General features: G+C 39.5%; 24 protein-coding genes, 1 other RNA gene and 1 riboswitch. Of the genes, 16 read left to right on the forward strand and 9 right to left on the reverse strand.

The window, feature by feature from the left end:
* Positions 1-6 precede the first annotated feature (6 nt).
* The gene (locus tag ACFX4G_RS06080) at positions 7-582 is read right to left on the reverse strand and encodes a cell wall hydrolase (protein WP_043982174.1); all 576 of its coding nucleotides are present in this window, start codon (positions 580-582) and stop codon (positions 7-9) included.
* Positions 583-832: 250 nt separating this feature from the next.
* On the opposite strand from ACFX4G_RS06080, the gene ACFX4G_RS06085 reads away from it, so the two are divergent.
* From ACFX4G_RS06085 to ACFX4G_RS06105, 5 genes are all read left to right on the forward strand, one after another.
* Complete coding sequence (locus tag ACFX4G_RS06085; RefSeq protein ID WP_377573374.1) at positions 833-1864, forward strand: LacI family DNA-binding transcriptional regulator; 1032 nt, start codon at positions 833-835, stop codon at positions 1862-1864.
* Between the two features lie 89 nt (positions 1865-1953).
* The gene (locus tag ACFX4G_RS06090) at positions 1954-2679 is read left to right on the forward strand and encodes a ThuA domain-containing protein (RefSeq protein ID WP_230183928.1); all 726 of its coding nucleotides are present in this window, start codon (positions 1954-1956) and stop codon (positions 2677-2679) included.
* A gap of 32 nt (positions 2680-2711) precedes the next feature.
* Entirely contained in the window at positions 2712-3737 is a 1026-nt protein-coding gene (locus ACFX4G_RS06095) for a Gfo/Idh/MocA family protein (RefSeq protein ID WP_043982175.1), read from the forward strand.
* A 12-nt stretch (positions 3738-3749) separates the two neighbouring features.
* Positions 3750-4754: a Gfo/Idh/MocA family protein gene (locus ACFX4G_RS06100; RefSeq protein WP_043982176.1), complete on the forward strand. Its 1005-nt coding sequence runs from the start codon at positions 3750-3752 to the stop codon at positions 4752-4754.
* Between the two features lies 1 nt (position 4755).
* Entirely contained in the window at positions 4756-5724 is a 969-nt protein-coding gene (locus tag ACFX4G_RS06105; protein ID WP_377573378.1) for a sugar phosphate isomerase/epimerase family protein, read from the forward strand.
* Between the two features lie 68 nt (positions 5725-5792).
* Here the strand turns inward: ACFX4G_RS06105 and ACFX4G_RS06110 are convergent, their stop codons facing one another.
* Positions 5793-6401, reverse strand: a complete 609-nt coding sequence (locus ACFX4G_RS06110) for a DNA-3-methyladenine glycosylase (RefSeq protein WP_043982178.1) — start codon at positions 6399-6401, stop codon at positions 5793-5795.
* Between the two features lie 462 nt (positions 6402-6863).
* Here ACFX4G_RS06110 and ACFX4G_RS06115 point away from each other — a divergent pair, with 462 nt between their 5' ends.
* On the forward strand, positions 6864-8363 hold the full coding sequence (locus ACFX4G_RS06115; RefSeq protein WP_165575223.1) for a UDP-N-acetylmuramoyl-L-alanyl-D-glutamate--2,6-diaminopimelate ligase: 1500 nt from the start codon (positions 6864-6866) through the stop codon (positions 8361-8363).
* A gap of 97 nt (positions 8364-8460) precedes the next feature.
* Here ACFX4G_RS06115 and ACFX4G_RS06120 read toward each other — a convergent pair whose 3' ends face one another.
* On the reverse strand, positions 8461-8967 hold the full coding sequence (locus ACFX4G_RS06120) for a hypothetical protein (RefSeq protein WP_377569605.1): 507 nt from the start codon (positions 8965-8967) through the stop codon (positions 8461-8463).
* A gap of 170 nt (positions 8968-9137) precedes the next feature.
* On the opposite strand from ACFX4G_RS06120, the gene ACFX4G_RS06125 reads away from it, so the two are divergent.
* From ACFX4G_RS06125 to thiE, 5 genes are all read left to right on the forward strand, one after another.
* Positions 9138-9602 (forward strand): GNAT family N-acetyltransferase, encoded by a 465-nt coding sequence (locus tag ACFX4G_RS06125; protein ID WP_035335654.1) that lies wholly within the window; start codon positions 9138-9140, stop codon positions 9600-9602.
* Between the two features lie 316 nt (positions 9603-9918).
* Positions 9919-10518: a TetR/AcrR family transcriptional regulator gene (locus ACFX4G_RS06130; protein ID WP_013056860.1), complete on the forward strand. Its 600-nt coding sequence runs from the start codon at positions 9919-9921 to the stop codon at positions 10516-10518.
* A gap of 96 nt (positions 10519-10614) precedes the next feature.
* Positions 10615-11832: an MFS transporter gene (locus ACFX4G_RS06135; RefSeq protein WP_013056861.1), complete on the forward strand. Its 1218-nt coding sequence runs from the start codon at positions 10615-10617 to the stop codon at positions 11830-11832.
* Between the two features lie 192 nt (positions 11833-12024).
* Positions 12025-12133: riboswitch (TPP riboswitch) on the forward strand.
* A gap of 76 nt (positions 12134-12209) precedes the next feature.
* Entirely contained in the window at positions 12210-13016 is an 807-nt protein-coding gene (gene thiM, locus ACFX4G_RS06140; protein WP_043982183.1) for a hydroxyethylthiazole kinase, read from the forward strand.
* Between the two features lie 13 nt (positions 13017-13029).
* Positions 13030-13674, forward strand: coding sequence for a thiamine phosphate synthase (thiE, locus tag ACFX4G_RS06145; protein ID WP_043982184.1), 645 nt, complete (start codon positions 13030-13032; stop codon positions 13672-13674).
* A gap of 27 nt (positions 13675-13701) precedes the next feature.
* Here the strand turns inward: thiE and ACFX4G_RS06150 are convergent, their stop codons facing one another.
* The 3 genes from ACFX4G_RS06150 to ACFX4G_RS06160 all read right to left on the reverse strand — a co-directional run bounded on the left by ACFX4G_RS06150 (position 13702) and on the right by ACFX4G_RS06160 (position 15185).
* A complete protein-coding gene (locus tag ACFX4G_RS06150) occupies positions 13702-14130 on the reverse strand; it encodes a pyridoxamine 5'-phosphate oxidase family protein (RefSeq protein WP_013082985.1) in 429 nt (142 codons plus the stop codon).
* A 147-nt stretch (positions 14131-14277) separates the two neighbouring features.
* A non-coding RNA gene (gene ssrS / locus ACFX4G_RS06155) (6S RNA) lies at positions 14278-14455 on the reverse strand.
* A gap of 109 nt (positions 14456-14564) precedes the next feature.
* Positions 14565-15185 carry a hypothetical protein gene (locus ACFX4G_RS06160; RefSeq protein WP_043982185.1) on the reverse strand — a complete coding sequence of 207 codons (621 nt, stop codon included), beginning with the start codon at positions 15183-15185 and terminating at the stop codon, positions 14565-14567.
* Between the two features lie 153 nt (positions 15186-15338).
* Between ACFX4G_RS06160 and ACFX4G_RS06165 the strand changes: the two genes are divergently transcribed.
* Entirely contained in the window at positions 15339-15791 is a 453-nt protein-coding gene (locus ACFX4G_RS06165) for a helix-turn-helix transcriptional regulator (RefSeq protein ID WP_176521229.1), read from the forward strand.
* A gap of 149 nt (positions 15792-15940) precedes the next feature.
* On the opposite strand, the gene ACFX4G_RS06170 is transcribed toward ACFX4G_RS06165, so the two are convergent.
* Together ACFX4G_RS06170 and ACFX4G_RS06175 are read right to left on the reverse strand one after the other, a co-directional pair.
* On the reverse strand, positions 15941-17131 hold the full coding sequence (locus ACFX4G_RS06170) for an anti-sigma factor (RefSeq protein ID WP_043982187.1): 1191 nt from the start codon (positions 17129-17131) through the stop codon (positions 15941-15943).
* The gene (locus ACFX4G_RS06175) at positions 17128-17622 is read right to left on the reverse strand and encodes an RNA polymerase sigma factor (protein WP_016763958.1); all 495 of its coding nucleotides are present in this window, start codon (positions 17620-17622) and stop codon (positions 17128-17130) included. Before ACFX4G_RS06175 ends, ACFX4G_RS06170 begins: the two co-directional genes overlap by 4 nt.
* Before the next feature lie 421 nt (positions 17623-18043).
* Here ACFX4G_RS06175 and ACFX4G_RS06180 point away from each other — a divergent pair, with 421 nt between their 5' ends.
* The 4 genes from ACFX4G_RS06180 (at position 18044) to ACFX4G_RS06195 (ending at position 22258) form a co-directional block, all read left to right on the forward strand.
* Entirely contained in the window at positions 18044-18274 is a 231-nt protein-coding gene (locus tag ACFX4G_RS06180) for a YkvS family protein (RefSeq protein WP_013056869.1), read from the forward strand.
* 131 nt (positions 18275-18405) lie between these two features.
* The gene (locus tag ACFX4G_RS06185) at positions 18406-19320 is read left to right on the forward strand and encodes an AAA family ATPase (protein WP_043982189.1); all 915 of its coding nucleotides are present in this window, start codon (positions 18406-18408) and stop codon (positions 19318-19320) included.
* A gap of 11 nt (positions 19321-19331) precedes the next feature.
* On the forward strand, positions 19332-21248 hold the full coding sequence (locus ACFX4G_RS06190) for a vWA domain-containing protein (RefSeq protein WP_043982191.1): 1917 nt from the start codon (positions 19332-19334) through the stop codon (positions 21246-21248).
* A 98-nt stretch (positions 21249-21346) separates the two neighbouring features.
* Positions 21347-22258 carry an EamA family transporter gene (locus ACFX4G_RS06195; RefSeq protein ID WP_043982193.1) on the forward strand — a complete coding sequence of 304 codons (912 nt, stop codon included), beginning with the start codon at positions 21347-21349 and terminating at the stop codon, positions 22256-22258.
* A gap of 36 nt (positions 22259-22294) precedes the next feature.
* Here ACFX4G_RS06195 and lacZ read toward each other — a convergent pair whose 3' ends face one another.
* Complete coding sequence (gene lacZ / locus ACFX4G_RS06200; RefSeq protein WP_322551984.1) at positions 22295-25399, reverse strand: beta-galactosidase, LacZ type; 3105 nt, start codon at positions 25397-25399, stop codon at positions 22295-22297.
* Positions 25400-25408 lie beyond the last annotated feature (9 nt).

Genomic DNA, 25408 nt, shown 5'->3' on the forward strand with positions numbered 1-25408 from the left:
TTTTGTTTATTTTGCAAACACGTGATTTCCGATTGTGATCGTAACCTGTTTTTGACGAAGCCATTGGTCGCTTGTTTTATCTGGATTAAAGAAGAATAATGAACCTTTTCCTTGACCTCTAAAAGCTAGTGCTTCATTTACAGCTTTTTTTGCTTCAGCATCAGCTGCTTTATTAATTTCACCGTTTTGTACAGGTGTAAACTGTGTACCTTGATAAATGACATCATGAATAGAGTTTGGGAAAGAATCGCTATCCACGCGATTTAAGACAACTGTTGCTACAGCCACTTTGCCAGCGTAAGGTTCGCCTTTTGCTTCAGCTTGTACAAGGCGAGCTAACAATTCTTTATCACTTTCGCTAATAGAGTTAGGGATTGTTAGTGTTTCATTTGCATTAATAGAGTCCGTAGATTTGTGATTCGCTTCTTTTAACTGTTTAACCGTAACGCCGTATTCAGTGCCAATCTTGTAAAGAGTCTCTCCGGCTTTTACGCGATGAGTTGTTTCAGCGGCATTTGCCCCGTGACTCATGCCGAACATAGGAACTGCCAGTGCTCCAATAATTGCTAGTTTCTTAAACATAAAGTAAGTACCTCCTGAAATCCTTTTGAACGCCCCTTTTATCACGGATCGGTGCGTGCTGTGCACCGAACTTTATATGTACGTTTCAAAGATTAACAGGTGTCAATACATCTTGTCACTGCTTAAAACATACCAATCTAGGAAGATATTATAATAGTTAACAGATAATTTGAAAAATACGTTGACTGATAATAAAGGAGTGAATTATAATGAACGAGTAAATAGTTAACCGTTTAACTGGAGAGATTTTATGGGAGAAAAGATAACGATTCGTGATGTAGCGAAGCATGCAGGGGTATCTGCAGCTTCAGTATCTTACGTCTTAAACGGAATTAACAAAGTATCCGATGAAACAAAAGAGCGAATTTTAACAGCGGTAAAAGAATTAAACTACGAACCAAATTTAACCGCCGTTAGTCTTTCGAAACAAAAGTCAAATATGATTGGCGTTATGTTCCCGCTTACAGATGATTCACTTTCTACTATATTTAAAGATAACCATTATTACAGTGAAATGATTAGTGGAATTGAATATGTAATCCGTAAGCATGGTTATGATCTAGTCATATCTGGAGCGAGTAGCCCAGCTGATTGTCTAAAATGGATTCGAACGAGAAATATTGATGGTCTTCTGTTTTTAGGAGCCTTCCCGCATCGATTGTATGAGAAAATGAAAGCGTTATCGAATCCGATTGTGCTAGTAGATACATATGAAAGGTACGAACGTGATTATCATCATATTTCTGTAGACGATGAGTATGGAGGATATCTAGCTACAACACATTTAGTGAATTTGGGGCACAAAGAAATTGCCTTTGTTGCTCATCACCTCGTCAATAGTCCAGTGGATAAAAAGAGGTATATAGGCTACGAGAAAGCATTAAAAGAAGCGGGCATTACGCCATCAAAGACGTTTGTTTTTGAAGTGAACGAAAGTTCGTTTGATAACGGTTACAATTTAGGGAACAAGCTGCTGAAAGATCATAAGGATATTCGGGCGGTTTTTGCTTCCTCTGATACGCTGGCGCTTGGAATTATGAAAGCACTGCAAGAAAAGGGGAAAAAAATTCCGCAGGACTACTCAATCGTAGGGTTTGATGACATAACGTTTAGTAGCTATGCATCTCCCAGTCTAACAACCATTCGTCAAGATGTATTTAACAAAGGAGTCGTAGCTGCGACCTCGCTTATTCAAGCAATTGAACACCGTTTCAGCACGCTGCAGCATGTGAAATTATCGGTTGAACTTATTATTCGAGATTCGACTGCTAAGCGCGGGTGAACCGCAGTAAGTTAACCGGTTAACCAAAGTTTAGCATTTATGAAAAAAGGGGATATAAGTTAGCATTCACAAAAAAAGGGGATATGAAAATGATTAATGTTACAGTATGGAATGAAAATCGTCATGAACAGAAAAATCCGGTTGTAAGAGAAATTTACCCTGAAGGCATTCACGGTGCCATCGCTTCTTTTTTAGAAGAAGGAGGGTTTCGTACACACACCGCAACATTAGACGAAGTAGAACACGGGTTGACTGAAGAAGTATTAAATCAAACGGATGTTTTAGTATGGTGGGGTCATTTAGCACATGACGAAGTGAAAGATGACATCGTTGAGAAAGTAAAGCAGCGCGTGCTAGACGGTATGGGGCTTATTGTCTTGCACTCAGGTCACTTTTCTAAAATTTTTAAAACGTTAATGGGCACAAGCTGCGACTTAAAATGGCGTGAAGCAGATGAAAAAGAGCGCTTGTGGGTAGTAGAACCGAGCCATCCGATTGTGGAAGGTATTAGTGAATTTATCGAGCTTGAGCGCGAAGAAATGTATGGAGAGCACTTTGATATTCCAGCACCTGATGAACTGATTTTCACGAGCTGGTTTGAAGGCGGAGAAATTTTCAGAAGCGGCTGCACGTACAAACGCGGAAACGGAAAAGTATTTTATTTCAGACCTGGACATGAAACATATCCAACATACCATAACAAAGACATTCAGCGTGTCATTATGAATGCTATTAAATGGGCGAAGCCAGCAGAGAGAAAACGTCCTGTTTACGGCAATGCGCAACCGCTTGAATCAATCGCTGTTAAAAACTAATTAATAATGCTTAAGCAAAGGGGATAGGAAAGATGGCAAAAGTAAAAATTGGCGTTATTGGGTGCGGAAGCATTGCGCAACACCGTCACTTACCAGAATATAAGATGAATGAACAAGTAGAATTAGTAGCCGTTTGCGATATAAACACAGAACGTGCAAACAGCGTAGCGCAGCAGTACGGTGTAAAAGCTTACACAAACTACGAAGAACTTTTAGCAAGCGGTACAGTGGAAGCAGTGAGCGTATGTACGCCCAACTATCTTCATGCGCCTATTTCGGTTGCAGCGTTAAACAGCGGAGTTCATGTCCTGTGTGAAAAGCCGATGGCAACATCAGAAGAAGAAGCGAAAGCAATGATTGAAGCAGCAAAAACAAACGGTAAAAAACTAATGATCGGACATAATCAGCGCTTTGTAGCTTCTCATCAAAAAGCTCGTGAACTTATTGAAAAAGGGGAAATCGGTAAAATTTACAGTTTCCGTACGGCATTTGGCCACGGCGGTCCTGAAGGTTGGAGCGTGGACGGAAAAGACAGCTGGTTCTTCAAAAAAGACGAAGCGTTTATTGGGGCTATGGGGGATTTAGGCGTTCACAAAACCGATATGCTCCGCTACATATTGAATGAAGAAATTGTAGAAGTCGGTGCATTTGTAGAAAGCAATGCAAAAGACTTTGCAAATGTAGACGACAATGCTGTATGCGTATTAAAAACGCAAAGCGGGATTATCGGGACGCTTGCGGCAAGCTGGGCTTACAATGGAAAAGAAGATAACTCCACGATTGTTTACGGAGAGAAAGGGATTCTTCGTTTAGAGGACGATCCGACGTATTCATTAGTTGCACAATATGCAACGGGTGAAGTGGTGAACTATGAATTAGGAAAAATCCAGTCGAACGATGAAGGCGGACAAAGTAATTCTCACGTCATTGAACAATTTGTAGATGCAGTTGCAGAAGATAAAGAATCTCCTGTTCCTGGTGAAGAAGGATTAAAATCACTTGCTGTTATTTTAGCAGCTTTAAAATCAAGTCAAACGAAACAAATTACGCGCGTGTAAGAGGTGAAAAACGTGAGAATTGGCATAATCGGAGCAGGAGGGATTGCTGTAAGCAGGCATATCCCAGCATTCAAACAACTGGGTGATGAATGTGTGATTTGGGGGCTTAGCGATATTAATAGTGAAAGAGCCACAGAGGTAGCCAATGAGCATAATATCCCTCACGTATTTGTTGATTACAAAGATATGTTTAAAGAAGTGGATGCTGTATGTATTTGTACACCGAATAAATTTCACGCCGAGTTTGCAGTAGAAGCGCTAAAAGCAGGCGTTCACGTCATATGTGAAAAGCCAATGGCGATGTCTAAAGAGCAAGGTGAAGAAATGCTTGCTGCTGCTAGAGAATCAGGTAAGCAGTTAGCGATTGCGTATCATTACCGATTCATGAAAGAAGCGCAGGCAGCGAAAAAAATGATGACAGAGGTAGGGCGCCCATTAGTTGCACGTGTCAGAGCAATGCGTCGCCGAAAGGTTCCCGGTTGGGGGGTATTTACGAACAAAGATCTTCAAGGAGGAGGCAGCTTAATTGATTACGGCTGCCATTTGCTTGATTTAACGCTTTGGCTGATGGGAAACCCAAAGCATACTGAAGTGCTGGGAAGTACATATAATGACCTGAGTAAAACGCCTAACCAATTAAATCAATGGGGAGCATTTGATCATGAAACATTCAGCGTGGATGATCATGTAACGGCCTATATTAAATTTGAAAATGGAGCGTCGCTTCTTTTAGAAACTTCTTGGGCTGCTAATATCGCAGATGATGAAGAGCACGTAAGCATATCAGGGGTAGATGGCGGTTTAAGCGTGTTTCCGTTTGAACTATACACGTCTAAAAACGGTATGCTCATGAACAGTACGTCACCTTGGATAGATGGAGAAGATGATTACAGCCTGAGTCAGGCTAAAAATTTCGTTGAAGCGTGTAAAGGAAATGCTGAATTAGTGGTAAAGCCACAAGAAGCGCTTCAAGTCTCAGCTATTATTGACGAAATATATCGCACAGGGGGAAATTAAAATGAAACTTGGAGTATTTACGGTCTTATTTGCGGATCTTTCTTTTGAAGAGATGTTAGATAAAGTAAAAACAGCAGGTCTTCATGCTGTTGAAATCGGAACGGGCGGCTATCCGGGAAATAGCCATTGTCCGCTAGATGAGCTGCTTGAAGATGAAGAAAAAAGAGAAGTCTATATGAAGCAGATAAAAGACCGCGGACTTACAATCAGCGCATTTAGCTGCCACGGCAATCCTATTTCACCTGAGGCAAGTTTTGCAAAAGAATCTGACGAAACGCTTCGCAAGACCATCCAACTAGCATCACTAGTAGGTGTTCCAGTGGTTAACTGCTTCTCTGGAACAGCAGGAGATCACGAAGAAGCGAAGTACCCAAACTGGCCTGTTACTCCCTGGCCTAACGAGTATGGAGACGTATTGAATTGGCAGTGGGAAAATAAGCTTGTTCCTTATTGGAAAGAAATTGGAGAACTAGCGGAGGAGCATAACGTGAAAATTGGTTTAGAACTTCACGGCGGATTTTTAGTTCATACTCCGCATACGCTCCTAAAGCTTCGCGAAAAAACAAGTCCAGCGATTGGCGCTAACCTTGATCCAAGTCATTTATGGTGGCAAGGAATTGATCCGGTAGGAGCTATTAAAATTTTAGCAAAAGAAAATGCGATTCATCATTTCCATGCAAAGGATACGTACTTGGACCAGGATAATATTAATATGTATGGCCTGACGGATATGCAGCCATACGGAGAAGTCCAAACGCGTGCATGGACGTTTAGATCCGTAGGGTGCGGACATGATATAAAAGAGTGGTCTGATATGATGAGTGCACTTCGCACATACGGATACGATTATGTAGTCAGCATTGAGCATGAAGATCCAATCATGTCGATTGAAGAAGGATTTAAACGCGCGGTTACAAACTTACAAAGTGTATTAATTGAAGAAACTCCCTCACAAATGTGGTGGGCGTAAGCAAAAAGAAGCACCTCTAAAAAGAGGTGCTTCTTTTATTTTTGTTAATAAATCAATTCGCCTTTTGTTCACCTGAATTTCGATACAAACGGGTGATTGGCAACCCAAAAGCGCCAAGGGTAATCCTTCGCTTCACCAGAATTATCAATGCCAACGCGAGGTCCGGCGGAAATCTCTGAAGGAGTGAAGCCACGAGCAATATAAAGAGGAGGGCTGGTTAAATCATGACCGTACAAATCCATTGAAACCCCTAGTGCTTTTGTTAGTTTCCCAGGACCGTTTGTCCAATTTGTTTCGTTTTCCATCCCTCGACGTCTATTTTTCATCAAATTTTTTCCGCTAAATGGCTCAATAGCTCGAATGAGGACGCCTTCTGGACAATTGATGTCGCTGCTTACAACATTGAGTAAACAATGTGTATGCATTGTATGCGTATAGGCATGACCAGGAGGACCGAACATTACCTCCGTTCTTTTTGTGCGCCGGTTATTAAAGCTATGAGCTGCTCGGTCGAAAGGCCCTTTATAAGCCTCAGTTTCTACAATAAAACCAGATGCAGTTCCTTCTGCCGTTTCGTGAACAAGAAGACATCCTAACAGCGACTGAGCTAATTCAAGTGTAGGCTGTTGATAAAATAAAAGAGGAAGTGGTTCAATCGCTAAAAGAGAACGCGTCATTTGCTGTAGTCCATCCTTTCAAAACAGAGTCATTCACGCTGTTATGCGCATGTTTTATTATGATGTTTTCTTTGTTATTTTGCAAAGAAAGGCACTGATTAATACAGTAATCTTTCTTACTCCACGTTCAAGTATTTATCATGATTCAACTTACTCTATGAAATTATTTTATTTTAAAGAATGGTTTCGTTTTGCACGTATAGGGGGAATATTTTACTACAATACTTCGCATTTGTTGCTGGTATGATATACACAGTTCATCCATATTTTACATGCTTTTAGTTCTAAAAATTAGTGATCCGTCTTTTCTTTATTTTCGTTCTACACATGAAAGCAAAATAAAAAGATTGAATTGTAGAAAGTTCTTTATAAATGGAAATAAAGAAAAAATATCCTTCAAAGAGTATTTAAGGGATTTTAGAACATATTAAAAATAAAATTTATACACTGTGAGGAATAGCTATGAACATCCACTTTGATACATTAATGAACTTATCAATTAAACATATTTTTGGGCCTGCATCTCAAACGATCAACCATCTGACATATCATTCAAAGCAGGTTCACGACGGATCAGTATTTTTTAGTATAAAAGGTGAAAATGAAGATGGACATCAATATATTAAAGAAGCTATAGCTAGAGGAGCCGTAGCAGTCTTTGGGACAAGCATTGAGGAGCTGCGTCTTTTAAGCACTCAGTATTCTCACTGTACGTTTTTAGCTGTTGACGACGTTCGCAAAGTAATGGCGTCTTTTTCTAAAATGTATTTTGATTATACGGATGAAAAGATTGAGACAATTGGCGTTACAGGTACAAATGGTAAAACAACCGTAGCAGCTTACGTAAGGTCGCTTTTAACTCTTTTAAAATTGCCGACAGGATCGATTGGCACGACCGGCATTTGGTCATCAAAGAAAAAGTTAGTTTATAAAAAAAGTACGCCTACAACACCTGAATCGATAGACTTGCATAAAATTTTTTATGATTTGTATACAAGAGGCGATGAAGCGGCAGTGATGGAAGTATCTTCAATTGCGATTGATCAGCAGCGAGTAGAAAATATTTATTTTGATGTAGCCATTCACACAAATCTTTCAGAAGAGCATTTAGAGTATCATAAAACGTTTGAACACTATAAAAAGTGCAAGATGAAATTATTTCAGCAGGCAAAACATGCCGTTATTAATATAGATGATCAGGACATGGGTAAAGACTTAAGCAGGCTATTTAAAGGACCTAAAGTCACGTATAGCTTATTAAATAATGCGGAGGCCACTCTGCAAGCAAAAAATATTACTGTCAAAGAAGGGGGCTCTTTCTTTGATTTGCTGTATAAAGGACAGTCATACAAAGTAGCAGTGCCTGTATATGGCGATTACAATATTGCTAACGTGCTAGCAGCCATTGGTACAGCTCTTCACTTTGAATACCACATTGAGGATATTATTAGCGTGCTTCCTCAATTGGAAAGTCCAGAAGGGCGCTTTCAAGTGATAGAAGGTCCTAATAACCAAAAAGTGATTTTAGACTATGCCCATACGCCTGTTGCCCTTACGCGTCTAATAGAAGAAGTAAAAAAGATGGAGTATAACCAGCTAATTGTCATGATTGCAGGCATTGGCATTCGAGATTTTAATAAAATGCCTAAAATGGCGCGTGTCATTGAAGGAAAAGCTGATGAAATTGTCGTAACTGTTGATCATCCAGGTCATCATGATCCGAACGTAATTGTAGATCAAGTAATGACAGGCTTTTCAAATCCAAGCGCAAGTAATATTCACCGTGCCCCTACTCGAACAGAAGGAGTATTAAAGTCGCTTTCTTTAGGAAAGCCGAATGACATTATTTTACTTACAAGCGGCTGTATTAACGGCGCTCAGCTTGTAAAAGGCAACGAAATTCCGCATTCAGATGAAGAGATTATTGCCTCTTATTATGCATCGTTAAGCAATATTTCTTAATACTCTTCTTCATTTATCGCACGAACGTGGAGAAATTGAAACAGCATACGAAAGAAGGTCTCTTACTATTTTTAGAGACCTTCTTTTTGCATCAAAACTATAGGCTGTTTTCTCGCTGTGTTTTTGGTTCTTCAATTTTTACATCATGTTCTTTAGCCAGCTTTTTAATAGCTGCATTGTAATCGCGTATGCCTTTTCGTGCCTCATCAAGCATAGCATTTGCCTCAGCAATAAGGTTGCGGTCCTGCTTTTCTAAAGCGCTGACAATTTTAATGAAAGCGTTATACTGGGTATTGGCAGCCTTTATATAGCCTTCATGAACCTTTCGAAGATCGTCGGTTTCTACATTGATGTTTTCCAGTTCATCAACAAATTTACGATAAGTAGGAATGACTTCACTCGTCATCGTATCATACATCACTGCGTCACTTGTGTAGTTAGCGCCTGTAACAGAATCGTATGCGTCAATCGCTTCTTTTTCAAGCTGAGCGGCTTTTTTTAAATCTTGGTTGTTATAGTCGATTAAATCATCTTGAACAGGATCACTAAAGCAGGCGGATAATAAAAACAAAAGAGGGACAAGACAAAATAAAACCTTCTTCAACGAATTTCACCTCCGTTTAACAATGTATGAAATATCTGCTTGGCAAAGTCGGTTTTAATAACTGGAGAAAAAGAAGGGAGTGTATAAAAGGATTTTTAAAGGTCGGCAGTGAATTTATTCATAAGTCGGTTTGTAGTTGACCACCCCTTAGTAGCAGGAAGGAAGAGAAAATGATTAAAATAAAAAGAGACCACTTAACGAACAATGAAGTTATTGAACTAGTAAGTTCTCACCTTCAAGGAATGAACTTACATTCACCCCCTGAAAGTATTCATGCTCTAAATGTTGAAAGCTTAAAACACCGTGATATTACGTTTTGGAGCGTGTGGGAAGACAGCCAGCTAGCAGGATGCGGGGCTATAAAAGAGTTAGATGAGCACCACGGAGAAATTAAATCGATGCGAACAGCCGCAGCTCATTTGCGAAAAGGAATTGCTAGAGAACTACTGCAGTACATAATAAATGAAGCGCAAAAACGAGGGTACCGACGCTTAAGCTTAGAAACAGGATCCGCGTCTGCTTTTGAACCGGCTAGAAAGCTGTACGCCAGTTTTGGATTTTACGAGTGCGAACCGTTTTCTACCTACAAAGAAGATCCATACAGTGTATTTATGACAAAGAAATTGAATGATTGATTAAAAGAGGCTGTAACAAAAGTATTTTAGTCAAAGAAGATCCGAACGATGAATCAAGATTCTTGATGAAGAATCCAACTCGTTCGGATTTTTTATGGTGATGGTGAACGTAGGTTTCATATATGTAGTGGCTTCTAGCGGTTGATTTAGTTATGTCTCAACCTCTTTGTTTTTTGTTTTGTCATAATTCATATAAAAAGGTATAAACTAGGTTTTTTCACTAGACAAAAAAGATTTTCCTATGTAGTATAAGTGTCAGATAATACAAAACGAATGTTCAGTATAAATAATAAATGTGCGGGGCGGTGGAAATAGCTTGAATAAAAAAAAGCTTCAAAGTGAACAAACCAAAAGAAAAGTGGCAGATGCCGCTAAAGCATTGTTTTCTCAAAAAGGCTATAAAGCTACATCTATTGAGGAAATTGTAGAAGCTACGGGAAGCAGTAAAGGGAATATTTATTATCACTTTAAAAGTAAAGAAGGGCTTTTTCTCTATTTAATAGACGAATGGGATCTCGAGTGGGAACGAAACTGGAAAGAAAGAGAGTCTCTTTACAAAACAACAAGAGATAAGCTTTTTGGAATTGCGGAGCAAATCATTTTAGATGATTTAAATCATCCTCTTACGAAAGCTGCCGATGAGTTTTTTAACAACGAGGAAAAGGGCAGCGACATCGAAGAGCGAATTGATGAGATGGTGAAACGACACGTGGAGTTTAACCGGGAGCTTTTGCAAAAAGGCATTGATGAAGGAGAGTTTTCTCCTAAAAATGCAGAACAGCTTGCAGTGATTTTAGAAGGGCTGTTTGTTGGAATGAGCCGCATGTCTCGAAAAACGAACACGGAAAATGCCTTGCAGCTATACCATTCAGCAATCGATGTATTTTTAAATGGAATTATAGCAAGGTCTTCTTAAATAATCGGGGATGCTTATTGCGGTAATGAGTAATCCCTCATTATTTTGTATTTTTATAGACCGAACGTTCAGTATTTTTGTAATCAGGAGGTTTATATGTCATTATTGTTAAGAAATCGAGCGGCGATTTTGCTGCTCATGCTAAACATTTTTATTATTTTTACAGGAATCGGTCTCGTTATTCCAATTATGCCAACATATATGACGGAGCTTCATATCAACGGCAGCGTGATGGGCCTCTTAGTAGCGGTGTTTTCACTGACTCAATTTTTGTTTTCACCTTTAGCGGGTCGGTTATCAGATTCGTTAGGGAGAAAGAAAATTATTGTAGCGGGAATGATTGTTTTTGCCTTGTCTGAATGGTTCTTTGGTTCAGTGAGTACACCTCTTTTATTATTTGTATCGAGAATGTTAGGCGGTGTCGGGGCCGCGCTCATTATGCCTGCTGTTATGGCCTATACAGCGGACGTGACGTCTGCTAAAGAACGTGCTAAAGGAATGGGCTATGTGACGGCGGCGATTACAACAGGATTTATTATTGGACCTGGTATCGGCGGCTTTTTAGCTGAATACGGCATGCGTGTACCATTTTATATGGCCGCAGTAGCAGGAGGCTTGGCTGCAGTGATTACGCTTTTTGTTTTGCCAGAGTCTCGTCCTGTACAAAATCATGCTGTTTCAAACAATGAGAATCCAAAAGAAGATCGGCTGCTACTCCAGCTTATGAATTCCTATAAAGAACCTTATTTTCTAAGTTTAATTATTGTTTTTGTGACATCGTTTGGATTATCCAATTATGAAACGATTTTTTCGCTATTTGTTGATCATAAATTTAGCTTTACGCCCAAAGATATTGCGTTTGTTATTACGTTTGGCTCTATTGCGGGGGCCGTAGTGCAGGTTACGATTTTTGGCTGGATTTTAAATAAGTTTGGTGAAAAAAGAGTGATTTCGTTTTGCTTGATGATGACGGGACTTTTTATTTTACTTACGCTGTTTGTGCACACGTACTGGCTTATTATTGTTGTGACATTCATCGTCTTTTTAGCAACAGATATTTTACGTCCGGCAATCAGCACGCAAATGTCGATGATGGCACAAGACGACCAAGGGTATGTAGCCGGACTAAATTCTGCTTATACAAGTCTTGGGAATATTATTGGACCCGTTGTAGCAGGCTTTCTTTTTGATATAAACATTAATTATCCGTACGTATCAGCTGCACTTGTACTGCTGCTTTGTTTTCTTTTATCTTTAAGAGCAGGGAAGGACAGAAAAACAGCTGTGAGAAATCAAGCGGTTCAAGAGAAATAACCATAAGGAAAAAATGATAGAATTCTTAGGGAATTGAAGACCTCGAGTAGCTTACTGGAGGTCTATTGATTATTCTTTTAGGAATGGTGTAAGGTTTAAAGCGCCACTCACCCTATAGAGAAGCTTTATTTTATCGGCAAAACAGTGAAATGGTTGCAAATAAAAAAGGTTAATAGTAAACTTTAAACGTAACAAGAATAGTATGGGAGCTTGCGCGGGGCAGGCTGAGAGTACAGGGACGCCTGTTGACCATTTGAACCTGTTGGATAATGCCAGCGCAGGGAATGTGAGTACATACCAAAGCACTTTGCGCATGCAAGGTGCTTTTTTGTCTTTTTTTTGCAGTGTTAAAACTAAATGAAAAGAGTGAAAAAAACATGGATATTAGTAAAATTTCAGCTCAATTAGAAAAAGTAAGAGATACAAGTCCGCTTGTTCATAATATTACGAATGTTGTGGTAACCAACTTTACAGCAAATGGACTGCTTGCACTAGGAGCTTCACCTGTTATGGCTTATGCGAAGGAAGAAGTGGCTGACATGGCACGAATCGCCGGAGCGCTTGTCTTAAATATGGGTACACTGACGGCTCAAGAAGTAGAAGCGATGAGAATAGCAGGAAAATCAGCAAATGAAAATGGCGTGCCGGTTATTTTCGATCCTGTAGGAGCCGGAGCGACACCGTTTCGTACAGAAGTAGCACGTCAGCTTGTAGAAGAATTAAATATGGCAGTTATTCGTGGTAACGCTGCTGAAGTTGCGAATGTCGTAGGCGAGTCATGGCTCATTAAAGGCGTTGATTCATTAGAAGGGCAAGGAGACGTCATTGAACTTGCTGAAAAAGCAGCGAACAAATTAGATACGGTGATTGTTATCACGGGTAAACAAGATGTAATCACAGATGGAAACAAAACGTATACAGTAGACAACGGTCACCCGTTATTTACGAAAGTGACGGGGACTGGGTGTCTGCTAACATCAATTATAGGAGCTTTCGCTGCTGTAGAAAAAGAATATGTCGAGGCAAGCGTTGCTGCTTTAAGTTTTTACGGAGTGGCAGGTGAAATCGCCGCAGCGAAAAAAGGTGAAGAAGGGCCGGGAAGCTTTCAAATTGAGCTGTTAAATCAGCTTCATCTTTTATCTGGGCAGGATATTGAATCATATGCAAGAGTACATCAACGTTAAAAGGAGCCGGAAAATGACAAATGAAGAAATCAAAAAGCTGCTGCAAGTTTATTTTATAATGGGCAGCAATAACTGTAAAAAAGATCCGAAAGAAGTGTTGAAAGAAGCAATTGAAGGCGGCGTTACCGTGTTTCAATTCCGTGAAAAAGGCGAGGGTGCCTTAACAGGAGAAGCGAAATATCAGCTGGCGAAGGAACTTCAGCAAATTTGTCAGCAGCACAGCGTTCCTTTTGTGGTGAATGATGATCTGGACTTAGCGATCCGCTTACAAGCAGATGGCGTTCATATTGGACAAGAAGATGAAAAAGCTCATATTGTTCGAGAGAAAATAGGAAAAGGAATTGTGGGCGTCTCTGTTCATAATGTACAAGAGCTGCAGCAAGCGATAAAAGACGGGGCGGATTATGTAGGAATGGGACCTGTTTTTCCTACTTCTACAAAAAAAGACGCAAAAGCAGTGCAAGGTACAAAGTTAATTGAAGAAGTGCGAAACCAGAATATTGACTTTCCAATTGTAGGAATCGGCGGGATCACGCCTGAAAATGCCAAACAAGTAGTAGAAGCAGGTGCAGATGGCGTTTCTATTATTACCGCGATTAGCTTAGCAGCGTCTCCAAAAGAAAAAGCAGCTCAATTGAAAGAAGCGGTAAGAAAATAAAAAAAGCGCACAGTGTGCGCTTTTTTATTATAGCTGAACAGTTTGAGGAGTTTCTTCGCCTTCATTCATAAAGCGAATTTCGTTCGGCGTAATTTCAAGAACAACATACTCAGGGTCATTTGGACCGTCAAACCATTCTTTCATGTGATCGTTCCATATACGCCCTTTTAATTGATCACCAGTACGAAGAACAGCTGTACCAGATAATTCTAAGTATTGATCGCCATATCCTTCGCCGCTGTAGCCCAATAGTACGTGCACGTTCGGATTGGCTTCGATTTCCTCTGCCTTATGTGTATTGATATTTGTTGGTGTGTAAAGAGCGATACCATCTTCATCGCTAAAGAATGTCATATAGCGAGAGTGGGGTTTGTTGTTTACAACTGTGGCTAATGTTCCTACACGATTTCCTTCTAATACTTCGTTTACTTTTTTAGCAATTTTTTGTTCATTCATTTTATCCATCTCCTTTATTACTTTTTATGTTCCTCAATCGAAGATAAATAAAACATACATGTCTAAAAAAAATATAAGTTAACAATAAAATAATTATGTAAACTAGTAAAATGAAAAATAAAAAAAGCTAGCTACAGCTAACTAAAAAATAAGCCCGCACTGCCGTAACCCTAAGTGTCTTAAATACCCAGATCTACTAGGTGGGTGCCCTCATAGCCGGGTTTAGCGTCCCAAGAAGGGCGTGCTATCTGCAGCTAAATTTTGAGCTCCCTTTTAACACTCAAAGGTTTAAGACAACATGAGTATACGCACAGCGCAGGTATGTATAACAAATGTAAATAAAATGCCGATATATAAATGTTTTCTAATTAATCAACTTTCATCGTACAAGAAATGATTATAACGGAATAATGAATGGAACGCAAGACTTTTATTTAAAGTTTTTCTTCTCTAACATCTTGGCGGGGAAACAGCAACAAAATAAGAAAAGGGCCCGCAACTGGAATGAAACATAAAAGAAGGTAAGGCCGGGATGCTATCCTTTCTTTTGTCATAACGGAGTAAGAAAGCCACGTTAAAACAAAAAAATCAGCGGTCATCACGCTAACAAGCTGTGACTGCATAAAAGCATCTCCATAAGCTTTTATTGAACCTAAGGATAGTCCGTATGCGTAACCTGCAATCGTGAGCGCTAAGCATAATCCAATCCATAGACGAGAAGAAATGATAGCAATGAAACGTGAAGGAATACGCGAACGTGTTCGAACTTTTTGTCCTTTCCAATGATAATAGAACAAAAGAGAAAAAGCTCCAAGCGCAAATGATAGAAGAGAAAATGGCCATCCAAGCAGTTTGTATGTATCTTTTTTACAGATCATTACCATAAACAATACTGGGAAAAGTCCTAAAAAAGAGAATACTATAACCACGAGCGGATCTACCTGTTGAAAATTTCCTGTGATAAGATTTTTAAACAGCAAATCATTACCGGCGCTTGCTCCTGGAGCTAGCAGCAAGGCGTATAGTACAAGCATAGCCCATACAATGATATACATATTCTCAACTCCTTTTAATTGTTTTAGTGTACAAAAACCATTTCAGTATATTTCCCCGTCTTGTGACGAAGGGAAACGCTTGAAACTCTTCTTTAATTAGGTGTAATATTACACTAAAGAAATGTACGTGTATAGAAAGAAAGGGCTGTGAAAATGAATAAACAAGAAGTAATTAAATCAGTATCGGATAAAATACGATTAATTCGTTTAGAAAGAAACTATTCACAAGACAGAATGGCTGAAGTCATTGGTATTTCTAAAAAAACATTGGTTCAAATTGAAAAAGGGCGCACAGAAGCAGGGTGGACGACCACTGTTGCAGTATGCGGTTTGTTTGGTGACAGTGAAATCCTTCAATCGGTTTTGGGAGACGTTCCTTTAGAAGTAGTAGAAATCATTGCTCATAACGGCGTATCTTCTCCAAAAGATAAAACGCTCGGAGGAAGAGTATGGTGGAAAGAAATTCAAAAAGAAGGCTTTTTTCGTCTGCAGCAAAATATGATTAGTCAGCACTATCGCATTTTAGATGACCAAGACTATCGATGGTTTAGTTCATTTGATAAAAGCGAAGCGGTAAAAAGGTTTGAACAATTAACGAATGAATAAAAAGAGGCCGGGACATAACAAAATCACTGCATATATGAAACCTACGTTCACTCTATCCATAAAAAAATCCGAACGAATTTGATTCTCCATTAAGAGTCTTGATTTATCGTTCGGATTTTTCTTCCACTGCTATACTTTTGTCTCAGCCACTACTGATTCATTAACGTACCTGATGAGGGACGACTGAACCAATTCCATAGCTCTACATCTCCAAGTGACGCATATGTGATCGACGGATCATTCTTTAATTTCAGAAGCTTTTTTGTAGGCCCTGTAATCACAACGCCGTACACACCGACGCCGTGTTTTTTTACATAAGAATATCGCTGCTTTAGCAACAGATCGGAATGGTCCAGCTGACGAACTTTTTGGACCGTTTCTTCATTATCGGCTAATAATTTCATCATATTTAAAACATTCGACTTGCTAGTAGAGTGGGTTTGATTTCCTTTGTGATCGTAAGGTAAGTCTAAAAACTCTGGAAAGCCAAATGTTGATGTTAAGTCAATTAATGGCTCATCTTTTGTGCTTGTTTTTTGTTCGTGCCCTGTATTAAGCGCGTACCAAGAGGTAGAAAAATCACGGCTGTCGATGGCGTTCATTTTTTGCTGAACTTCTTTTAGCGAATACGTATCATCAAAAGAAATAGCCACTTCGCTTACCGTTCCTTTTGGTAGATTTTCTAACGCTTTCCATGTTTCGTTTGTCCATTCCTTATACTCTTTTGCATGCAGCTTTAGTTTTTTGGGATCAGGATAGACAAAAGAAAGGTTAAGGTCGTATTTGCCGCCGGAAAATTCTTTTTCTACACCGCTTGTTTTATCAAACAGCTGATGAAATGTAAACGTCCCAATGGCCTGCTCTTCACGTCCAATTTGCTTATAAGCTTCCATTTGCGACTGCATGCGGAAAAAGGACTGTGTATCAGAAGTGGTTTCACGTATATGAACGTTCGGAAAAGCAGATTCGATAGCCGCTTGATTCACGCTGTTTATGTATTCGGTTTTTGATTGATGATAATATACAATAGATAAAAAGCTGCCGATTATCCATAGCAGAACGACAGAGCCAATGACAGTTGTCACATTTGAAAGGCGCTGCTTCCATTTGGCGATATAAATGGACTTTTTAACTTTTTTATTATCCAACATCGTATCGTCACTTAGTGAAGTAGCTGATGAAGTTGGCGATAACAGTTCATCTTCAGTTAGCAAGTGCTCCAAATGAGCCGAGCATGCTTCACAATTTTCCGTATGTTCTTCAAGTGCTTCTGCTTCTTTGTCTGTCAAAGTGCCGTTTTTATATTTTTCCCATTGATGCTTCATATCTTGACAGCTCATCCGTCCTCTTCCTTTCTTTTTTTCAATTGTTGACGACCACGATACAAGTCCATTTTCACTTTTGACAGAGTATAGCCAGTCATTTCTGCAATCTCTTCATATGTGAAGCCGTGATAATCTCGTAACAGTACAATATTCTGCTTAGCCGGAGGCAAAGCAGATACATCAGAAAGCCAGCCGTCGATTTCACTTTGAATCATCACTTGTTCTTCAGCACTTGGCTGAGGAGTAAAGTGCCATTCTTCTATTTCGACAGTAGGGCGTTTTTTTTCTTTTCGATACCAGTCAATAAAGGCGTGATAAGCAATTTTGAACAGCCAAGGCTTCACTTCTTCGCCTTTATATGTTTCTAAGTGTAAAAGTGCCCGGTAAAAGGTCTCCTGCATTAAATCTTCCGCTGATTCTTTTCTGCGAGTAAGAGAGAGAAGATAGCGCAGCAAATCATGCATGTGCTGTTTATAAATGTGTTCAAAGTTATGCTGTTGTGCCATTTTCTCCCCCTTTCATTTAATCAACGCAATTTGTGGATAAAAGTTTCGGTTTTTTTATCAAAAATCGTATGTAATAGATAAAAGATGCTTAAAATACGATATATAGCTTATCATACTAAAAAGAAAACCATATGAAATTCGACATAATTCCATGTAATTTGTCATTTTTTTAAAAAACTAAAGGGTAATTGGTGTTCGAAGGAAACAGAAAATGTTATGATAGAACAAGGATGTGCTCTTACAAAAAACAGCTACATACATAATAAAAAATACAGCGTTTGTTTGCAAAATAAAAATGGACAAACACATGGTGTTTAACCATGGATGTTTGTGGGAAAATAAACTAAGTATTTTCAACAAAAAGTAAATTAAATTGTGTTTTCACTTATAAAAAACACGGTAAATTGGAAAAGGTGGGGTCATGATGGACGTAGAAAATACACAAGGTACAGAAGAACAAGCACCTAAAGTCAAAGCAGCTAAAGTTGGCGATACCATTCAGCCAAAAAAAGGCGACTATAAAGGATTTAAAGGAATTGTTATGGTAGTGCGAGACAATTCGGTTATCGTAGATTTTGGGAAAGATGCTGAAACGGGCGAATCCATGAAAACAGTCGTTAATCATAAAAACTATAAAATCGTAAAAAAGTAGGTGAATAACCTACTTTTTTTTACTGAATATATGTTTAAAGACTGCGGTTTTTCTATCGGAAACCTTAGAGAAAAGCGTAGGTAAAGCAATTCTTTGAGAAGAAGAATGTTTTTTAGTAAACTATAGAAAGTATGCAGAAAGAAAGGATTTTTGTTATGTCAATTCAACTATCACAATTATCATTACCACAAGAGGTTCTTTCGCTTTTAGCGAATCGTAAATATGAAAACTTGTCCGATGCTGATCAGCTATTAATTGGAAAAGGCGGCTATACAGCAGAAGAAGCAGATATTTTAGAAGATGCTATTATTGCCTTGTCACTAGGGAAAAACGTACTTTTAAAAGGACCAACAGGTTCAGGTAAAACAAAGCTTGCTGAAACGCTGTCGCATTTATTTTCTCAGCCGATGCATAGCGTTAACTGCTCGGTTGACTTAGATGCAGAAGCGCTGCTTGGTTTTAAAACAATTGCTGAACAAGAAGGGAAAACAGGTATTGAGTTTGTGGAAGGACCTGTTATTCAGGCAATGAAAAAAGGGCATTTATTATATATTGATGAAATTAACATGGCTAAACCTGAAACACTTCCTATTTTAAATGGGGTTCTTGATTACCGAAAAATGATTACGAACCCATTCACTGGAGATGTAGTACGCGGTCAGCAAACGTTCGGCGTAGTAGCGGCTATTAATGAGGGGTATGTTGGTACCGTTCCATTAAACGAAGCGTTAAAAAATCGTTTTGTTGTTATTGAAGTGCCGTATATTCAAGGAGGCAGCTTAAAGCAAGTTCTGATGTCTCAGTCTCAGTTAAAAGACGAAAAATTAATTGATAAATTTGTCACGCTCTCTGCGGATTTAATTACTCAAGTTCAAAGCGGCCATGTATCAGAAGAAGCTGCGTCTATTCGTGCGCTTATCGATACGTGTGATTTAGCTCTTTATATGCCGCCTCTTCGCGCGATTAGACGCGGTATTATTGAAAAGCTAGAAGATGAAAGGGAAAAAGCCGCCATTCAAAATATTGCTGAAACATTATTTGAGTAAGGAGTGGCGCTATGCGATTTATTAAATTTAACGACAAAAATGTAGATTCCTTTCTCTATATGGAGCTGGCAGATTTAACGAAAACATTAACAAAAAATGATGAAATTGAAGTAGAGTATCGCGTTTCTTCTTATTATGATCCTGTACACGGCATTATTTACCTCAGTCACTTTTGGGATAACCGTCCAGAAGAAGACAAAGTGTACGGCTTAAAAAGTGATGTATTTTTAAGAAGTATTGGAAGCTATAAGCATTCAAACTTCAAAGAAATTAATGCATATTTAAAGAAAATAAATAAAACCTCGGTACCTGGCTTAGCTAAGCAGCTGTTTATGCTGTTTGAAGATATTCGTTTAGAAGAAGTATGCAAACGCGAACGCCCTGGAACGAAAAAAGCCTTCGCCGTCAGAAGACAGCTCTACAGAAAATATTTTGCTACACAAATGAGCGCAAATCTAACAAAAAGCGTGTATACGGATGCACTTTTTAACGGCATCTACTTGCTATTGACGGCTGAAAATCCATTTGAAGAAATTCCTTCAATGAGTGAATCGATTAATTTAGCGATGCCTTTTATCCGCAGACAGCTAACAAATGTATATGAAGCTAAAACAACAAAAGATGTATCGCGCATCTGTCTTGAACTTGTAGATGTCTTTGATGATATTGTTGAAAAAGATATGCTTAATACTTATTTCTTCTTGGCTGAACTTCAGTATGATCAGTTAGAAGAAGGGTTAACATTTGAAGATCTAAAACGCAAAGATTCATTAGTGAACGATGATATTTTAGAGCATGAAAAAGACGGAGATGAAGACATTCACGAAGAGAAAATGGAAATGTGGCATCGAGAGACAAGCGAAGCGACGCAAAGTTTTCTACAGTTTGATATGGATCAAGGCTCAAAAACAGACATGCTAGGCGATGGTGTTCGTGAAGGCGACGATGGAGATCAAGCAATGGGCATGGTGCAAGGGTCTTCTCAAAAAACATCGCGGAACGATTATTCTCAAATCGAAGCCATGGAGCAAACGCATCCGGAAAAAGACGGGGAAGCGGATTATGAGTATGGGAAAGAAAATAAGCATGCCTATGCTGTTTTTATAGATTCTAAACTTCCGAACGACGATCATGTTGTTCAGTATGATGAGAATAAAAAAATTATTGCATCGTATCAAAAAAAATTAAAGCAAATGATTGAAAAAACGCTTGAACATAAAAAAACGCTTCCTAGAAGCGAGCTGCACTTTGGCCGATTAAATAAAAAGCTTCTAAAACTATGGACAGACGACAATCCTCGTTTATTTTATAAAAAAGATGAAGATTCTGCGCAAATTGATGCCGTCTTTTCTCTTTTAGTTGACTGTTCCGCATCAATGTACGACAAAATGGATGAAACGAAGCTTGGGATTACGCTATTTCATGAAGCGTTAAAGTCTGTTATGGTGCCTCATCAAATTGTAGGGTTTTGGGAAGATACAAATGATGCCACCGAAACGAGCCAGCCTAACTACCTGCAGACAGTTATGGACTTTCAAGCATCTTTAAAGCGTAAAAGCGGTCCTGAAATTATGCAGCTTGAGCCTGAAGAAGACAACCGTGATGGATTTGCCATTCGCCATATGACACGCCGCTTGCTTCAGCGTTCTGAACAGCAGAAGTTTTTACTTGTGTTTTCAGACGGTGAACCAGCCGCTATGGGATATGAACAAAATGGTATTGTAGATACGCACGAAGCGGTATTAGAAGCACGCAAGCACGGAATTGAAGTCATCAACGTCTTTTTATCCAACGGGGAAATTGATGAAGGACAAAAGAAAACCATTCAAAATATGTACGGGAAATATAGTATTCTAGTACCAAACATCGAAGAACTTCCCGATGTGCTATTTCCTTTACTCAAGAAATTACTTCATAAAAGCATTTAAAAAAGTCGAAGCATATTGCTTCGACTTTTTTTGCTATTGACCGTTAAAGAAGAGCGAGGTAAGTTAAATATATATGAAAAAGAGAGAAGGAATGGCAAGTGGAAGGAGTTCAAACGTCATCTAGAAGAGCATGGGGGCTGCTGCTTGTAATCATTGGCGCCACAATGTGGGGAGTATCTGGCACGGTGGCTCAATATTTATTTCAGCATAAAAGTTTTAACGCAGAGTGGCTGGTTGTCGTTCGTATGTTAGTATCCGGATTGCTGCTTTTGGCAATAGCCTCTAAGCAGCGCAATATTTTTGCAATTTGGAAAACAAAAGAAGAGAGGACTTCGCTGCTTTTGTTTGGTGTAATCGGTATGCTCGGCGTGCAGTATACATATTTTGCAGCTATTGAAGCAGGAAACGCTGCTACAGCTACAGTGCTTCAATATACGTCGCCAATATTTATTATTGGCTATTTAGCTGTGCAAGCAAGAAAGTGGCCGGTGAAAGTAGAAATGATTTCTGTTGTGCTCGTCATAATGGGGACCTTTTTTCTTGCAACAAGCGGGAATTTTAACGAGCTGTCTATTACAGGATGGGCGTTGTTTTGGGGAATTGGGGCAGCTGTGACGTCTGCTTTTTATACGCTTCAGCCTAAGCGTCTTCTTACGAAATGGAGCTCAATTGAAGTAGTAGGCTGGGGAATGGTGATAGGCGGCGTAAGTTTTTCATTTATTCACCCGCCGTGGCATATAGCAGGTGAATGGTCGCTATTGTCGCTGTGTGCGGTGTTATTTGTAATCATATTCGGAACGCTCATTGCATTTTATTGCTATTTGGAAAGCTTGAAGCATATTAGCGCTTCTGAAGCCATTGTTCTTGCGTCAGCAGAGCCTTTATCAGCAGCGGCGCTCTCTGTTCTATGGCTTCATGTGACCTTTGGATGGACGGAGTGGTTAGGTACGATTCTTATTATCGCTACGGTATTTTTACTTTCTCAGCGAAAGCCAGAGGTGACGTCATAAGTAAAAAGGACTTTCAAATGAAAGTCCTTCTTGTTTTTATAGAGGTTTTAGCGTAAACGTGTTTGTATACGAGCGGTTAGCATATAGTGTGTAATCAGGATGTGTTTTAGCTTGCCAGCTATCGTCTCCGCCAACGCCCATTTGCTTGTAGTTAACCCGCACGGTTACTGAATCGCTTGCCGGCAATTTGTAAAAATGATCGTAAGCCTCCAGTTCAAAAGGTGAGTAAGGTAAAGCATTCAGCTCGACTGTTGGCAAACCTTTTATCAAAAAGCCGCGTCCTTGATCGTTTGTAATAGTGGCCCATCGAACGTCCGTTTTATTTCCGCATTCTTGAGGGCGTAAATACGGTGTGACTTGCTCTTTTACACTGCCTTTATGAAGGGCCAGCTTAGCGCCAGTTTTACGATCCCAATAATTTTCATGAGGTCCTTTTCCGTACCATGTTAAAGAATCAAAAGTCGCATTCATCGTAAACAGCATGCCGATTTCTGGAATTTCAGGCATTGTCTCAGAAGGTGCTAAAGATTGTTCAATTTTCATTTCACCATCGTTATATAGCGTATACGTTACATAGCAAGAAGCAAGAGAGTTGTCTAAAGCTAGTTCAACCGAAATGATAACAAAGTCAATTTGCGGCTGAACACTTATTTTTTGCACATGCTGCTCTAAGCTTGCTTGACGCCACGTTTGACATCTTTCATGCAGTTTATTCCCGAGGTCATTATCGGTTACTGCACGCCAAAAATTTGGACGGAAACCCGACGCAAGCAGCTCGGTGTGCTCGTAGTTGTAAGAAATAAACTGTCCTTTTCGCTTATCAAAAATGGCCGTGAAGTTAGTTCCTGTAACCGTAAGCGTTTGTTCATTTTGGTTAACGGTTAAAGCAGGATGAGCAGCTTTTACTGAAGGCACAGCGGTTTTGGCAGGCAGTACAAACTGTTCGTACGCCACTTCATATCCAGCTGAAGCCCAGGCTGTATCTTTAGACAATCTGAGAGAAAGAGTTAAAACAAATTCGTCAGCTTCATTTTCTTGCTCACAAAGAGGATAAGAAAGCGTCAGTTCGTCTGTACCATCAGGAGCTACATTTAAAAGAGACGCATGCTTTTCAACGAGTTCACCGTTTTTTTCAACAGTCCAAACAAAATCATAGGCGTTCAAGTTTGTAAACAAGTGTTTGTTTTGAACGGCAAACTTTCCTTTTGCAGTGTCGACTGCTGTCCACTTTACGGGCTGATAGCATTTTTTTACTTCTGCAATTTTGGGGCTAGCTGTCCCATCAGCAAAGATTAAGCCGTTTCCACAGAAGTTGCCATCGTTAGGAGTATCACCAAAATCTCCCCCGTAAGCTAAGTAAGAAGTACCGTCTTCTGCTGTTGCTTGAAGGGCTTGATCTTTCCAGTCCCATATAAAACCGCCTTGTAAGATCGGATATTGATCGAACAGCTCCCAGTATTTGTACAGATTCCCGCATGAATTACCCATTGCATGACTGTATTCACATAAGATGTAAGGTTTTTTCGGATTCATTAATGCATAGCGCTCTACATCTGCTGGCTTAACGTACATCGTGCTTTCTATATCTGAAGCATCATAGTCGCGATGATGGAAGATTCCTTCATAATGAACAAGTCTCGTGGAATCTTTTTCTTTAAAAAAGGTATACATATGCTGAAAGTTTTCTCCGCCAAATGATTCGTTTCCAAGCGACCAAATAATGATAGAAGGGTGGTTTTTGTCACGTTCGTACATGGAACGACATCGATCCAATACGTTTTCTTTCCATTCTGGCTTGCTTCCTGGAACGGCTTTTTGCTCACCTTCTTGTAAATAAGTCCACGTTCCGTGCGTTTCTAAATTGGTTTCATCAATAACGTACAGCCCGTATTCATCACATAGTTCATACCATACTGAATCGTTAGGATAATGGGATGTACGCACCGCGTTAATATTATGCTGTTTCATCAGCGAAATGTCGTGAAGCATGTCTTCGCGCGTGATGCCTGCCCGGCCTTTTACTGAATCAAATTCGTGGCGATTCACTCCTCGAAGTACAATACGTTTGCCGTTGATTGTCATAAGACCGTTCTTTAGTTCAAACGTACGGAAGCCGACTTTACAGCTTTCTGTTTCGATAATAGAACCAGCAGAATTCTTTAAGCTGAGTACAAGCGTATACAAATTAGGACTTTCTGCGCTCCATTTTGCAGGGCTTTTAATGTGTGTACGCAAGGAGACTGTACGTTGATCGCTCACACTTAAATTTGTTTGCAGCGGAGCTTGTAGTACTTCTTGGCCATTGGCGTCATACAGCATGGCTTCAAATGTTAGACCTTGAGTATCGTGCTCAAAGTAATTTAAAATATCAGCTGAAACGATAAGTTCACCATCTTCGTAGTTGTTATCAAGCGACGAACGAACGCTAAAGTCATAGATGTGAACCGGTGGAGTAGAATAGAGATACACATCTCGGAAGATGCCGCTCATTCGCCAAAAATCTTGGTCTTCAAGCCAGCTTGCATCACTCCAGCGATATACTTCTACTGCTATCGTATTTTCACCTTCTTGAAGGTAAGAAGTTATATCAAATTCAGCTGGAGTAAAGCTGTCTTCGCTGTAACCAACAAACTCACCGTTAATCCATACGTAAAAAGCAGATTCGACGCCTTGGAAGCTGACGTACACCGGCTGATCTTTCCATTCTGATTTAGGTGTAAAAGTACGGATGTACTGACCGACAGGGTTATATTTAGTCGGTGCAAAAGGAGGTTCGAGCTCTTCATTTTCAACCCAAGGGTATGTCACGTTTGTATATTGAGGATAGTCATATCCTTGCAGCTGCCAGTGTGAAGGAACTGAAATAGAGTCCCATTTCTCATATGAAAACTCAGGTGCGAAAAAGTTTTTGACGCGGCCATCTGCATTTTCAGCAAAATGAAAATACCAGCTGCCATTTAAGCTTTGATAGTAAACAGAAGATTTTCTATCATTTTTCAAGGCCTCTTCGACCGTTTGATAAGGCATAAGTAAAGCGTGTGCTTTTGAACGGTTCAATTGAAAAATTTCAGGGTTGTTATTCCATTCAGGGTATCCGTTTGCAGGTGCTGTATAATGAAATTTCTTGCCGGTTTTTAACACGTCGATCCC

Origin of the sequence: Priestia sp. YIM B13486 (genome assembly GCF_042787865.1) — a bacterium.
Classification (GTDB): Bacteria; Bacillota; Bacilli; order Bacillales; family Bacillaceae_H; genus Priestia; species Priestia megaterium.

Excerpts from the sequence above, each read along its gene's own strand:
- ACFX4G_RS06150 (WP_013082985.1), bottom strand. The coding sequence starts at position 14,130 with ATGAATGAACAAAAAATTGCTAAAAAAGTAAACGAAGTATTAGAAGGA.
- ACFX4G_RS06110 (WP_043982178.1), bottom strand. The coding sequence starts at position 6,401 with ATGACGCGTTCTCTTTTAGCGATTGAACCACTTCCTCTTTTATTTTAT.
- ACFX4G_RS06105 (WP_377573378.1), top strand. The coding sequence starts at position 4,756 with ATGAAACTTGGAGTATTTACGGTCTTATTTGCGGATCTTTCTTTTGAA.
- ACFX4G_RS06085 (WP_377573374.1), top strand. The coding sequence starts at position 833 with ATGGGAGAAAAGATAACGATTCGTGATGTAGCGAAGCATGCAGGGGTA.
- ACFX4G_RS06165 (WP_176521229.1), top strand. The coding sequence starts at position 15,339 with ATGAATAAACAAGAAGTAATTAAATCAGTATCGGATAAAATACGATTA.
- thiM (WP_043982183.1), top strand. The coding sequence starts at position 12,210 with ATGGATATTAGTAAAATTTCAGCTCAATTAGAAAAAGTAAGAGATACA.
- ACFX4G_RS06175 (WP_016763958.1), bottom strand. The coding sequence starts at position 17,622 with ATGGCACAACAGCATAACTTTGAACACATTTATAAACAGCACATGCAT.
- ACFX4G_RS06180 (WP_013056869.1), top strand. The coding sequence starts at position 18,044 with ATGATGGACGTAGAAAATACACAAGGTACAGAAGAACAAGCACCTAAA.
- ACFX4G_RS06095 (WP_043982175.1), top strand. The coding sequence starts at position 2,712 with ATGGCAAAAGTAAAAATTGGCGTTATTGGGTGCGGAAGCATTGCGCAA.
- ACFX4G_RS06080 (WP_043982174.1), bottom strand. The coding sequence starts at position 582 with ATGTTTAAGAAACTAGCAATTATTGGAGCACTGGCAGTTCCTATGTTC.
- ACFX4G_RS06125 (WP_035335654.1), top strand. The coding sequence starts at position 9,138 with ATGATTAAAATAAAAAGAGACCACTTAACGAACAATGAAGTTATTGAA.
- ACFX4G_RS06135 (WP_013056861.1), top strand. The coding sequence starts at position 10,615 with ATGTCATTATTGTTAAGAAATCGAGCGGCGATTTTGCTGCTCATGCTA.
- ACFX4G_RS06185 (WP_043982189.1), top strand. The coding sequence starts at position 18,406 with ATGCAGAAAGAAAGGATTTTTGTTATGTCAATTCAACTATCACAATTA.
- ACFX4G_RS06170 (WP_043982187.1), bottom strand. The coding sequence starts at position 17,131 with ATGAGCTGTCAAGATATGAAGCATCAATGGGAAAAATATAAAAACGGC.
- ACFX4G_RS06160 (WP_043982185.1), bottom strand. The coding sequence starts at position 15,185 with ATGTATATCATTGTATGGGCTATGCTTGTACTATACGCCTTGCTGCTA.
- ACFX4G_RS06115 (WP_165575223.1), top strand. The coding sequence starts at position 6,864 with ATGAACATCCACTTTGATACATTAATGAACTTATCAATTAAACATATT.
- ACFX4G_RS06090 (WP_230183928.1), top strand. The coding sequence starts at position 1,954 with ATGATTAATGTTACAGTATGGAATGAAAATCGTCATGAACAGAAAAAT.
- thiE (WP_043982184.1), top strand. The coding sequence starts at position 13,030 with ATGACAAATGAAGAAATCAAAAAGCTGCTGCAAGTTTATTTTATAATG.
- ACFX4G_RS06190 (WP_043982191.1), top strand. The coding sequence starts at position 19,332 with ATGCGATTTATTAAATTTAACGACAAAAATGTAGATTCCTTTCTCTAT.